The organism is Leptolyngbya sp. FACHB-321 (assembly GCF_014695975.1).
Classification (GTDB): domain Bacteria; phylum Cyanobacteriota; class Cyanobacteriia; order Leptolyngbyales; family Leptolyngbyaceae; genus Stenomitos.
This window is the reverse complement of the sequence record NZ_JACJPI010000058.1, coordinates 604394-615913: the sequence shown is the minus strand read 5'-3', so window position 1 is coordinate 615913 and position 11520 is coordinate 604394. Positions and strand designations below refer to the sequence as shown.

General features: G+C 49.8%; 13 protein-coding genes and 1 tRNA gene. 2 read left to right on the top strand and 12 right to left on the bottom strand.

Going from position 1 to position 11520, the window contains the following annotated elements; translation table 11 throughout:
* Positions 1 to 25: 25 nt before the first annotated feature.
* The 10 genes from H6F76_RS13450 to H6F76_RS13405 all read right to left on the bottom strand — a co-directional run bounded on the left by H6F76_RS13450 (position 26) and on the right by H6F76_RS13405 (position 8041).
* Positions 26 to 97 (bottom strand) — tRNA-Asn (locus H6F76_RS13450).
* A gap of 197 nt (positions 98 to 294) precedes the next feature.
* Positions 295 to 849: an NYN domain-containing protein gene (locus tag H6F76_RS13445; RefSeq protein ID WP_190452074.1), complete on the bottom strand. Its 555-nt coding sequence runs from the start codon at positions 847 to 849 to the stop codon at positions 295 to 297.
* Between the two features lie 300 nt (positions 850 to 1149).
* Positions 1150 to 1821, bottom strand: coding sequence for an ABC transporter ATP-binding protein (locus H6F76_RS13440; RefSeq protein WP_190509035.1), 672 nt, complete (start codon positions 1819 to 1821; stop codon positions 1150 to 1152).
* Positions 1822 to 1910: 89 nt separating this feature from the next.
* Positions 1911 to 2180, bottom strand: a complete 270-nt coding sequence (locus H6F76_RS13435) for a hypothetical protein (RefSeq protein ID WP_190508831.1) — start codon at positions 2178 to 2180, stop codon at positions 1911 to 1913.
* Between the two features lie 192 nt (positions 2181 to 2372).
* Positions 2373 to 3767, bottom strand: coding sequence for an ATP-binding protein (locus H6F76_RS13430; protein ID WP_190508830.1), 1395 nt, complete (start codon positions 3765 to 3767; stop codon positions 2373 to 2375).
* A 192-nt stretch (positions 3768 to 3959) separates the two neighbouring features.
* Positions 3960 to 4760, bottom strand: a complete 801-nt coding sequence (locus H6F76_RS13425; RefSeq protein WP_190508829.1) for a response regulator transcription factor — start codon at positions 4758 to 4760, stop codon at positions 3960 to 3962.
* Positions 4761 to 4869: 109 nt separating this feature from the next.
* A complete protein-coding gene (locus tag H6F76_RS13420; protein WP_347276016.1) occupies positions 4870 to 5967 on the bottom strand; it encodes a SpoIID/LytB domain-containing protein in 1098 nt (365 codons plus the stop codon).
* A gap of 65 nt (positions 5968 to 6032) precedes the next feature.
* Positions 6033 to 6695 carry a DUF2301 domain-containing membrane protein gene (locus H6F76_RS13415; RefSeq protein ID WP_190508827.1) on the bottom strand — a complete coding sequence of 221 codons (663 nt, stop codon included), beginning with the start codon at positions 6693 to 6695 and terminating at the stop codon, positions 6033 to 6035.
* Positions 6696 to 6755: 60 nt separating this feature from the next.
* Positions 6756 to 7652: an SAM-dependent chlorinase/fluorinase gene (locus H6F76_RS13410; protein ID WP_190508826.1), complete on the bottom strand. Its 897-nt coding sequence runs from the start codon at positions 7650 to 7652 to the stop codon at positions 6756 to 6758.
* Between the two features lie 20 nt (positions 7653 to 7672).
* On the bottom strand, positions 7673 to 8041 hold the full coding sequence (locus H6F76_RS13405) for a hypothetical protein (protein ID WP_190452062.1): 369 nt from the start codon (positions 8039 to 8041) through the stop codon (positions 7673 to 7675).
* Positions 8042 to 8624: 583 nt separating this feature from the next.
* Between H6F76_RS13405 and H6F76_RS13400 the strand changes: the two genes are divergently transcribed.
* Positions 8625 to 8780, top strand: a complete 156-nt coding sequence (locus H6F76_RS13400) for a hypothetical protein (protein WP_190508825.1) — start codon at positions 8625 to 8627, stop codon at positions 8778 to 8780.
* A gap of 188 nt (positions 8781 to 8968) precedes the next feature.
* Here H6F76_RS13400 and H6F76_RS13395 read toward each other — a convergent pair whose 3' ends face one another.
* Together H6F76_RS13395 and H6F76_RS13390 are read right to left on the bottom strand one after the other, a co-directional pair.
* Positions 8969 to 9820 carry a metal-dependent hydrolase gene (locus H6F76_RS13395; protein WP_190508824.1) on the bottom strand — a complete coding sequence of 284 codons (852 nt, stop codon included), beginning with the start codon at positions 9818 to 9820 and terminating at the stop codon, positions 8969 to 8971.
* A gap of 102 nt (positions 9821 to 9922) precedes the next feature.
* A complete protein-coding gene (locus H6F76_RS13390; RefSeq protein WP_190452056.1) occupies positions 9923 to 10840 on the bottom strand; it encodes a branched-chain amino acid transaminase in 918 nt (305 codons plus the stop codon).
* A gap of 393 nt (positions 10841 to 11233) precedes the next feature.
* Between H6F76_RS13390 and H6F76_RS13385 the strand changes: the two genes are divergently transcribed.
* Entirely contained in the window at positions 11234 to 11491 is a 258-nt protein-coding gene (locus H6F76_RS13385) for a hypothetical protein (RefSeq protein WP_190508823.1), read from the top strand.
* Positions 11492 to 11520 lie beyond the last annotated feature (29 nt).

Below are 11520 nucleotides of genomic sequence, written 5' to 3'. Positions count from 1 at the left end.
CACTCTGTATTCGTTCTTAATTAAACTCCCCAGGCAAGATTCGAACTTGCGACCAATCGATTAACAGTCGATCGCTCTACCACTGAGCTACTGAGGAATGCTCTACGTTGCGAATCTAATAGTACCTACAAATAGGTTACTTTGACAAGCGTTCAGACTAGTTTTTTGTAAATGTGTTGCATCGAGGCAGAAATGTAGTCAACGATGTCCCAGCGCACCACGGTAAAACCAGTTTGCTGTGCCAACGATCGCGTGCCTCAGCAACCCATACAGCCCTGCGCTACTTCTCCCAATTCAGGGCTGATGCTTGCCAAAGCGCATTTTTGCCAACCGTTGTTGGGCTGCGGGGTCAAGCGCATGAGCCAGAAACCGACTCGACGGCTTTTTAGCTGCTTTTTGCTGACGTTGAACGCGACGATCAATTGCTGCCACCTCAGCGCCCAAGCGTTCGGCAGACATCCATTCTGCGCCATAGCCAACGACTGTCAACTGCTGGGCACGATCGGACGTTGCCACAATTAACCGTTGTTGAAACTTACGCAAATCGTAGCGGAAGTCAGCGCAGGCTTTTTCAATATAGGTATCTGCTGTCTGCCCGCAGTTGGTATAGCAGACACATAGATTAGGGGTAATGACCTCTCGACTGCTACCGGTATCACGATACTGGGAGTCAAACACAATTTGGGTATCAAAGTCTTGGAAAGCACTGTAACCCGTTAAGGCTTCAATTAATTGACGGCGCGCAGGCTCTAAACCCTCGCGATCGCGCACTCGCCGTAAGTCAGCCCACAGCCCGACGACATTGTAGCCGTCCACTAGCAGTATCGCTTGTGGAGCCGATCGCGGCATAGTTCAAAGCCTGCAAAGGACAGTAGACATTTACTTAACCTTTAGTTAGCTTTATCATCACACATTTTGTTGAGTTCTGTTACAAAGTACGGGTCAAGCAAGTGTAGTCTAGCTTGGCAAGTTTGTCTCAGAGCAACAGCCCCACGCTCAGATCGCCAAAGCTAACGCTCTCTTTCAAGAAGCGTTTAAAGAGGAGTGAGCAATGGCAGATTACAAGTTGATCGATTGTCTGCCCAACCTGTTTACCATCCTGGCAAGTGCTAAGGCTACAGATTCCTTCGCTTTCAGGCTTATAGCGCTCTAGAGAGGCACCTGCATCAAGCGTTGCTTCAAGCGCTGGGGATCACCTCGATCGACCACTTTGCCCTTCTCCAGCAAAAATGCACCATCACAGTAGTCCAACTCATCCAGCCGATGTGTGACCCAAAGTGCTGTCAAGCCGCGACTCTTGACCAACTGCTGTACCTGGGCAACTAGGTCAAGCTGACTATCAGGGTCGAGCAAAGCTGTGGGTTCATCCAGCAGCAAAACATCACAGTGTCGAGCGATCGCGCCTGCGATCGCCACTCGTTGTTTTTGCCCACCACTTAACGCATAAATCGGTCGCCGGATTAGCGATCGCAGATTGACAGCATCCAGAGCTTCCTCAACCCGACGATGGACTTGAGCAAGGGTTAGATTTTCTGCAACTAAGCCAAAGGCAACATCGGCACCAACAGTGGGCATTACAAGCTGGTGATCGGGGTTTTGAAACACAAAGCCGATATGTGGACTAGTCCGAATCGAGCCAGATTGGGGCGGCAACAGGTTCGCTAGCAGCTTCAACAGCGTAGATTTGCCGCTGCCGTTAGTGCCCAAAAGCATCCAGAATTCGCCTTGAGGCACCGTTAGGCTACACCCATCAAGGACTGTTTCTCCCTTGTACCAGCGAAAACATAGATCCTGAACCTCGATGCCAAAGGATCGAGGCATCGTCTCTGTCTCTAGCCTCCCCACAGGTAGTATGGGAAGCTGGTTGCCAAGACTAGTATCGGTCTGACGCGCAAACGGTTCTGAGGCACTCATTCAGCTAACGCAAAAAAGCCAGGTGGTCTACCAGAAGCCGCAGCCGTACCAGCTTTATCAGAAATCTGCACGGCTGAAATTTCGGAACCCATGATACCGATTTTTTTTCCTACTTGCTTTTCACAAGACAGTTCTAGCAATTCATTGCTGCCAGAGCGAAGCATTTGCAGGATTTTTTGATAGATGGCTTCGGCATCTTCTTCAGACTTGCGCTGTACCGAAAGGGAAAGGGGCGTGTTTTTGAGAGTGATATCGATAATAAACATATGTTGTGTGCGTCACAGAACCAGCTTCTAGTATCGCAAATCGCGGCGCGGTTGGTTGGACGATCATCAGACACTTGGAAACCAGCGCTTAAAACAGATGGGTTTCTCCACTTAAAGAGACGGTTTGAGCAAACAGGTTGACCCAGCAATCCGGGTTTTCTTCGCGTTTGTCTTTCATCAGCGACCTTTTGCCTAAGCGTCGTCTCGCTGTAAGGGTAAAAATACTTGTAGCCAGCCGCCATGAGTTTCAGGATGGTTGCTTGCCTGCACGCTACCGTGGTGTGCTTCCACAATTTGACGGACGATCGCCAGCCCTAAACCACTGCCGCTGCTTACTGATACGGCGTGGGTTCCTTTTGTGGACTGGGCATCATCGCTAGAGGCACTGTTAGCAGCCGCGGTGTTTTTGCCAACGGCATAGGTTTTGGAGATCTCTACCTCAGCAGGGCTACGAGAACGCGATGGATCGGCGCGGTAAAAGCGATCGAAGACATAGGGCAACGCATCGTTAGGGAAACCCAAACCCGCATCAATGATATCCAGTTGCACTAATTGCTTAGGGAGATTAGGGTCAGAGTGATCGTTGGTGATCAAACTTGCCTGTACTCGAATTGCCTGCTGGGGTGGGCTGTACTTAATGGCATTGTCGAGCAAATTTAGCAGCACGCGATGTATCCGTGATTCATCAAGCTGTATCAGCAGGCGATCGGGTCCTACATAATCAAGTCGAAGCTGCTTGTTACGGGCTAATGGCTCCAGACCGAACCAGGCGGATTGAATCAGCCTCGTTAGGTCAACGGTTTTGCACCTTAGACTTGGGTGAGGATTTGCTTCAAGCTGGCTCAGATCTAGCAGATCTTGCACCAGGCTGCTCAAGCGGATTGTTTCATTGAGTAGGCGATCGATCCAATCGCGTAGCGGCGGCTCCAGTCGGATTTGAAGCGTTTCGGCAACCAGGCGGATAGAGGTAAGGGGCGTCTTGAGTTCGTGCGCCACATCAGAAATCCAGCGATCGCGCTGTTGAGCCAATAAAACAGCTTCCTGACGACTTTCCAAGAAAACGCCTACACAACCATCGCGTAACGGTAAACTGTGCGCCCGCAATGGACGGGGCATCTGACGCGATAGCTGCGAGGGATCGGCACACACAGGATGAAATGTCCAGTCGCTTTGGCAGGGTTTGCGGAGAACGCGAGTCTGCTCAATCAATTGATCTAACTCATAGGAGCGGACAAGCTCCAGTAGCAAGCGACGGGTTGGTGCGGTCGGCGGCTGAATGCTAAGAAGCTGGCCGGCTTGAGCATTACACCAAATCAGTTGGTTCTCTTCATCAACTTGCAGTATCCCGATCGGGGCAGCAAGCGCAAGGTGTCGCCAGGTTTCCAGGTCAGTAAGTAAGGCTTCTTGGGCATCAACTGAGGCTGCAACCGCTTGCCGTAGCCGCAATACTGATACGAGCGATCGACGTGAACCCTGGGGTTGAAACGAAGACATTAAAAACCGAAGCTGGCGAGTGAGCTGAATGTGATACCAGCTCAAAACTCCCAGCCCAATTATCAGCCCTAGCAAAAACCACAAAAATGCCACGTTGTTTTGCGCTTAACTGTCAGCAAGCAGCCTTAAGTGAAAAAGCACGGATTTCAATGAGAAATCGCTCGAGCCATGAAGCGCTCAATGCTTATTTGCCTTTCAACAAAGCATGGCGATCGCCGTACCCACTTAAAGCAGAATGTATCGTTATTCTAAGCTGATTGCTGACTGCTGACCGCCAATCGTCATTTAACCAAAACGATAGCCAAACCCGCGCACTGTTACCAAATAGATGGGGCTACTGGGATCAACCTCAAGTTTTTCGCGTAGCCAGCGGATATGCACATCCACAGTTTTGCTGTCACCGATAAAATCGGGTCCCCAGATGCGCTCTAATAACTGCTCCCGCGACCAGACTCGGCGAGGGTAACTCATAAATAGCTCTAGAATTTTGAATTCTTTAGGCGAAAAATTGACGGCAACACCCCGCACTGTAATGCGGCATTCTTGGGGATAAAGAGCAATATCTTGATACTTCAACGACGGTTGCTCTGGCTGCACTTGAAACTGTTGGTAACGGCGCAGCAAGGCACGACAACGCGCAACCAATTCGCGAATGCCAAACGGCTTGGTGAGGTAATCATCTGCCCCCACCTCCAGCCCAACGACGCGATCGGTCTCGCTACCTTTGGCACTAAGCATCAAAATAGGGACAGTCATGCCTTCTCGACGAATGAGACGGCAGAGGTCAAGTCCATTGATGTAAGGCAACATTAAATCGAGAATAATTAGATCGAGCGATCGCCCCCGCAGTTGGTGCGGTAGCGTCGATGTCACCCCAGAACCACCGTTAGACTCCAGTTCTTTAAGCTGGTGGACGATCTCAAGGGCAGCCCGACCATCTGTAGCGGTCACCACATCGTAGCCTTCATCTTTCAACGCTAACGCAATCGTCTCGGCAATTAAAACTTCATCCTCAACAACCAAAACGCGCCCCAGTTTAACACTGGGCTGATGCTTTGTTCTTTCCGACGCTAGCGTAAGCGGCATATTGCTGGTCCTGATTAATCCAGGTAACTTCTGTCCATCAACCGTAATCGTACCACTTGTGACACTTTTAGTAAGGTTTGATACCGCAGATGGAATCTGTTTTATGCGTCTAGTCCTGATCTGCCTCGATTCTCGCTACGCCTGTTTTGGGATAGTAGTTGCTCAAGATTTGTTGATACGAATAGCCCTGCTCGGCTAATGCCAACGCGCCTAACTGGCTCATGCCTTTACCCTGAAACGCCTCTGCCACAATGTCATCAGACGCAGCATAGAGTGATTCAACAATGCCACCACGATAGCTGACAAACTCGCCTGCTGTGGCATCAACGGCGGCACTGGTTCTACTCGCTTCACGCTCGATGCCACTGTAAACTTGATAATACTCGGTTGCGCCCATGTGAAAGAGCGGACTGACAGGTTTGAAGTAGTAGGTCAACGCATAGGAACGGGCGGCAACAGCCTGTGCCTTTAGTGCTTCCATTTTCCAGCTAGGGGAGACTTCGCTGGCAACAACACTGTAAAGATACTGTCGCAGATTGACATGATTAACGCCCCACAATTTGCCATCAGTAGCAACCAGCAAGAGCCGTCCTCGGTAAGTGCGATCGCCCATTTGAAACACACTTCCTGGTGGAATCTCTAGCCAAACGACTGCTGGCAATTGCCAGTCTCCAAAGCGAATGGCTTGTCCATCAGGCTGAGCATTGTAAACAGTACCAGGTGGTAACTGATGCAGTTGCTGTCCTTTCTGGTTCAGCAGGATGGCACCAGTAGGTGCACCGATCGTCAGGGAAGGTAGCCCTTCAGCGATCGCCACATGCATTTCAATCAAGGCATCAACGGATGATCCCGTTGAGGCAAAGGCTGCTTTCGCGCGTCGATTAATTGCTTTTTGTTCTTCCGTCAACGCATTGGGATCAACCGGTTTAGGGGACGGTTTGGCAGTTGGTTTCGTCGCTTGCGGTGATGGGGTGGGAGTAGCTGAAGGCGACGGCACCACTGCTGGCAAGGGTGTAGCTGTGGGTACAGGAGTCAACGCTGTCGGGACAGATGGCTGCACCTGTTGCCGACTGAGTGTCATACCCAGCAGTGAGAGTACGCCAATCAAAGGCACTACTACCCAGAGTAGTGGCTCCATCTGCCTCACACGGTTTGGCGTGAGCGTTTTGTCAGGCTTCATTGGCGATCGCTTCATAGAGTTCAGCACATCCTTAACTCTGGCTTACACATTCAAACATCCTTGTAAGTCACAGCATACTTTTCACAGCTATGTTACGAAGCAGCCTTTGCTTTGGTAAGGCGCTGTTGCTCTAAGTAAGCAAACACACTTTTATCACCAATATCGGGCGGAATTGGCTGGATAACCTTGCGAACAGCAAAAACTAGAAAAAGCAGTGCCCAAAGGGCAAGCAATCCTTGTTCTAGCGGTAAAGGGAGCCAACCAACCATGTGCCCTAACAGGAGCAGCGGCACAATTGGCGTAAGGAACTTCGTTTCTAGACGGTTAAAGCACACCGCTTCTTTAAAGAAAATGCCAGTCAGCGCTGCAAAGGTAAAGCCAATACCCAGAATACTCAGCGGTTGATTATAAACGGTTAAGGCAAACGGCTCTGGATCAAGATGCCCGATCGCCACTGCGGCAAGACAACCAATAACCCAAAAGACCTGTAGCGCCCGATGCAAGGCTGCCATGTAAATATGGATCGTCAGCAAACTCACGCCCAATGCCAAACAAAAGCCCGTGTAAAGAAACGTCAGCCCTTGTAATACTGACTTGTCTACGTGCCATAACACTAACCCGACCCCAAGGGCAAAGCAGAGCGCCGCAGTCAGCAAGCCAGCGCGATAAATGACAACGCCCTTGCGATCGTCTGCCGTCAGCGTAAACTCCCCAAACTGTCCCTGGTAAAGCTCTGGCTCAAAAGATTGCGTCATGACTACTGTAGTGAGTGCTGTTGCGTTGCTCCTCACCTATTCTCTCTCTAACAACCACAACTAACAACTAATCACGATTTCAATCCTGTTGGCAGCTAGCTCCCGGTTTAAATGAAGTCTTGCCTGAGCATTACCGCCATTAACGGCAACTTCGACCCAGCCATGACTGCCCACCAGTGCTAGCAATTCTCCCGGTAGGCTGTCGCTATAGGTGTGCTGACCTGGCAGCGTTACATTGTTAATCGAGAGCGACCATTGTTTGCCGCTTACTTGCGCTTCAGGGATGTTTGTAATCACATTGCCAAAGTGGTCGATCGCTTGAATGCAGCCTGTCAGTTTGTAGGAGGAACAAGCAACGTCTCCACCCTCCGCTAAAACTGCCGCTGGCGTCTCAATGCTATCTGCCTCAAGTTGACAGTTCTCAAGCCGACGGTATACAGGCACGTTCAGCCTGACTAACGTTTCTGGTTCAAGGCGATCGCCCATCTCAGTAAGCAGTACCCCACTGGCAAGATGTGCACCGACTGGTGCAAAGATGTCGCGCCCATGAAAGGTTACGCTAGGTGCTGGTGTACGCCAATAGTGGGAGTTTGTTAGAGAAACGGCTGCAATGATGGGATGAGCAGCAAAGACTCCACTGAAAATGCCATTATCGGGTCCGACTAAAAAACCTGTTGGTGGTGCTGCCATTTCGCCTATGGCAACCGCGATCGCACGTCTCGTACCACCGACACCTGGATCAACCACAGCAACGTGGACAGCGCCTGCTGGAAAATAAGGATAAGCCGTCATTAGAGCAAAGCGTGCCAGAGCAATATCCTGTGGCGGGATCTGGTGCGTTAGATCAATAACGGTTAGTGACGCATTCACTTGCGCGATCGCCCCTTTCATCACGCCAACGTAAGGGTCGCTCAAGCCAAAGTCACTCAGCAAGGTAAGCACACGACTTGGCTCCATTGCTGCATCTCTATTGGTAATCAGCTAGCAAGCGGGAAATCCTGCCAGTGTCGCTCGGGAGCCTCATTCTGTACTATAAACGGGCGATCGGTTTGCATTGACTCCAGCTCAACGATCGCGTCAATTGACTGTTGTGCAGCGTACAGCGCCTCTTCCAGGGGTTGGGTCGGTGCAACAAAATAGCCATAGCGTACAGCAACCTGATCTTCCTGTGCTGCATACCTGCGATCGGCAGGGTGATACCAGTGGAGCCACAAGCCCTTATCAATAGACCCTTGAAAGACGCGGGTCAGAAAAATTTCCCATCCTAAATAGGTGTGAACAGGCTGAGAATCACTCAAGACGGCTTGAGAAGATGGGGGTTGAATGGTTGCCGAGAGAGTTTGCATTGTCCGCTACTATGATTGGTTGAGTTTGTTCTTTCTCTACAGAGACACGTTGGTAGTAGCTGCACACAATTAAAGATTCTCTACAATCCCTTCAGGTTCAGCGCAACGACATAACAGCGCAATGATGAACACATTCGGGGATGACACAGGGCAATTTTAAAATTCAGTAACACCCACTGCATGAAGCCAGAGACTAGAAGCAGTAAGGTGCTCAAGAGCGTAAAGCTCTCAGCTTGAGAAAAGTAAGAGCTTGTTTCACGTCTTGATGTTGCCATGAGGTTAGTATCACAAGGATGGCAGCTACTTCGCCTCTACCAGTAGTTCGATTTCATACTGCCATTGCCTCATTCCGGACTAGCGCTCAAGTGCGTCACCGTCTCATGACAATACTCTTACAGTTTCTGAAATGTTGAGCCGTATCCTGTTTTTTCTTAACTTCTGATCGCTAGTATCTGATGGCTGATAAAAGAGGTGAGCGACAGCGAGATCGTAACGTTCCGTATCACAAGCTACCGTTTTTCCTTATGGATGCTATAATTAAATCAAATCAACTAGCACATTTTATTTTTAAGAGATGTCTATCATGAACAGAAAGCGTCAGGAAGTCGTGACACAGGCATCCCAGACCCACCGCGTTAATATGCAAAAAAACTTGCAGCGCCGTTTGGAAGCCGCCAGAGCCAATGGTGATGAAGAATTGATTCGTCTTCTGGAAGCAGAAGCAAACTATATTGGTTAGTCGATCACTGAGTTCGCGTTGCTCAAGACAGTCTAAAGTTCCATTGCTCACAAAAAAGAAGCCAAGGATCAATCATTTGAGCGGTCCCTGGCTTCTTTTTTTAGGTTGGTTAAGCGTATGTAAGCAGCCGAAGCCCCAATATTGATAATGAGAAGTTGATGGGCGATCACGGCTCCTATAAGCAGCCCTTAAAGCTTCAACACCTCACCAACTTTCAGTATTCTGATTTGACTTTTGACACCTTGCTGCCGAAGTGCTTGAGAGAAAGCAGTCGGTGTTCCTGGCAGGTTGAAGGCACCATAATGCATGGGCACGACAGTAATTGGGTTGACCAGCTTAACGGCTTCAGCAGCTCGTTGGGGTCCCATAGTGAACTGGTCGCCAATGCACGCCAGCATCAAGCTCACTTTTCTAAATTTGGGTATGAGCGACATATCGGCGAATAAATCTGTGTCGCCCGTATGGTAGATCACAGGTCCACCTTTGACGCTTACCAAAAAACCACCAGGATTGCCAGCAAACGTTGCAGGGCTACCATCCGATGCTACCGAAGAACTGTGGACGGCTGGAATAAATGCAACCTTGACCTCGCCATTAAGCAAAGTCAGTTCTCCACCAAAGTTGCCCTGTGTTTCAAAAGGAACTAATTCTTTGGGATAACCGCTAAAGGCTACCATTGCTTGCCCTAAGTCGGAGGAACTGACAAGCTTAGCGTTCGTTCTTTTAGCGATCGCCACCGCATTCCCTACATGGTCAAAATGCCCGTGCGTCACCAGGATTAAATCGACCTGCTTTAGCGCTGCCAGATCTGCTTTACCGTTGGGGTTGAGCGGATTCTCTAACCAGGGATCGATCAGCAGCACTTTGCCGGATGGTGTGGTGAGCTTAAAGGCTGATTGTCCGTACCAGAGCAGTTGAGTACTACCTGATTGCGCATTGCTGGTACTGTGCCATCCAGCCATCACGATCGTCAGAATGATCGTGATCAGGGCGATACCTGCTTTCAGCAAATGCTGCCGCACCCAAGTCCATTGCTTCATTTTGATATCCTTTACGTTGGCGATCGCAGTGCTGATTTTGCTGCAAGCGTGCAGTAAGACCTCACTTCAGGGAGACCTCAGCACCGAAGGCAGTGGTCATTCTCATGAGTCAAACGCGATCGTATCAACCCAGTCTTGATACTGCGTCTCGCGTTTTTCGGTAATCGCAATGAGCAAGGCTCGCAGACGCTCAGTCACGGGACGGTCAGTGGGTAGTTCGTAGTTTTCAACGCGCTTGACGGGTGCCACCTTAGCTGCCGTGCCCGTCAAAAAGACTTCATCAGCAATATACAGTTCAGACTTGTCAATGGGACGCTCGATCGTAGGAATGCCCAAATCCTTCGCTAGAGTCAGCACACTGTCACGAGTAATACCTTCTAGAATGTCCTGATCAAGCCCAGGCGTAATCAACTGACCATTGCGAACGATGAAAATATTCATCCCTGAAGCTTCGCTCACTTTGCCCTGCGTGTTCAGCATAATAGCTTCATCAAAGCCCGATTCAACAGCTTCCGTTTTGGCAAGGGCTGAGGCAATGTATGCCGCAGTAATTTTGCCACGCAACGGCATACTAGGATCTGCCTGACGCTGCCACGAACTAATGCGACAGTTTACACCTGCGGGCGGCAAATAATCGTCCATCGCTAAACCGTATACCAACAGGCTCTTTTCAACCTGATGTAGCCTGGGTGCAATGCCAAGTCCAGAGGTATAAACAAGTGGACGAATATAGAAGGGACGAGTTGGGCGATTTTTTTGGATGAACTCAACAATCACCTGCTTGATCGTCGTACTAGGCAAGTCGTAATGGATAAAGCGGGCACTCTGACTGAGCCGTTGGCAGTGTCTCTCTAGCCGAAAGAGAAGGATCTGATTAGGGTTCTGTGGATCAGGAATGCCTCGCATCCCACCGATCGCCCCCGTCCCATAATGCAAAGCATGGGTAGCGATCGAGATTTTGGCATCTGTAAACGGGATAAATTGCTCTTGAAGGTAGGCGATCGGCAGAAAGGTGTCCATGAGTCCGAGGGGTGATTGAAAAAAGCTAGTGCTGTTGATAGTACTCCACGACCTGCGTCATGAACGACCGCCAGCGATCATTGAGCACTCAAATTCGGTGCAAAGACTGGGCGGCAATCATCTCATCCATACCCTCATGCACATGGCGATAGAGATACATAAACACTGCTACAACCCGTCACTCCTTTATCCTTTGCCTTTGCCCTTCTACCCCTTACAAAAGCCAGCCCATCTTGCTTCTTGTGCCCACTATCAATCCTGAAAGAGGGGGAATTCTCCACCAAAGCTTTACTTTTGGAGCAAGAGTTTGTAAAAACTGTTGACTTTCTAAACTGGTTGGGTACATTAGGTGAAGATTTGCATGACCACCTTTAAAGCGTTTGGCATCCATCTATGGGTAGAAAGAATCTAGCGGGTAAAAACAATCGCGCCGTTTTAACCTTAATCGTCGCGTGTAGCACCGCTGGCGTGATTTTGGGCGGTACAGCAAGCTGGGCAGAAAGTAACAGTTGCCTGCAAGAATCAGCACCCTCTGCACAGTGCTTAACTAAAAGCCCGATGACACGAACGATTGAGGGAATGAGTGTCGGCTTAGTAGCAGGCTTAGGAGCCGCATTGGGAGCCGTCTGGCAAGCGAAGCAGACAACCTAAGCATAGTTGTGAAGCATAACTGTGAACGA

Coding starts and splice junctions, on each gene's coding strand:
- H6F76_RS13390 (WP_190452056.1), bottom strand. CDS start 10,840: ATGGACACCTTTCTGCCGATCGCCTACCTTCAAGAGCAATTTATCCCG.
- H6F76_RS13395 (WP_190508824.1), bottom strand. CDS start 9,820: ATGAAGCAATGGACTTGGGTGCGGCAGCATTTGCTGAAAGCAGGTATC.
- H6F76_RS13415 (WP_190508827.1), bottom strand. CDS start 6,695: ATGACGCAATCTTTTGAGCCAGAGCTTTACCAGGGACAGTTTGGGGAG.
- H6F76_RS13400 (WP_190508825.1), top strand. CDS start 8,625: ATGAACAGAAAGCGTCAGGAAGTCGTGACACAGGCATCCCAGACCCAC.
- H6F76_RS13435 (WP_190508831.1), bottom strand. CDS start 2,180: ATGTTTATTATCGATATCACTCTCAAAAACACGCCCCTTTCCCTTTCG.
- H6F76_RS13385 (WP_190508823.1), top strand. CDS start 11,234: ATGGGTAGAAAGAATCTAGCGGGTAAAAACAATCGCGCCGTTTTAACC.
- H6F76_RS13440 (WP_190509035.1), bottom strand. CDS start 1,821: ATGCCTCGATCCTTTGGCATCGAGGTTCAGGATCTATGTTTTCGCTGG.
- H6F76_RS13445 (WP_190452074.1), bottom strand. CDS start 849: ATGCCGCGATCGGCTCCACAAGCGATACTGCTAGTGGACGGCTACAAT.
- H6F76_RS13425 (WP_190508829.1), bottom strand. CDS start 4,760: ATGCCGCTTACGCTAGCGTCGGAAAGAACAAAGCATCAGCCCAGTGTT.
- H6F76_RS13405 (WP_190452062.1), bottom strand. CDS start 8,041: ATGCAAACTCTCTCGGCAACCATTCAACCCCCATCTTCTCAAGCCGTC.
- H6F76_RS13410 (WP_190508826.1), bottom strand. CDS start 7,652: ATGGAGCCAAGTCGTGTGCTTACCTTGCTGAGTGACTTTGGCTTGAGC.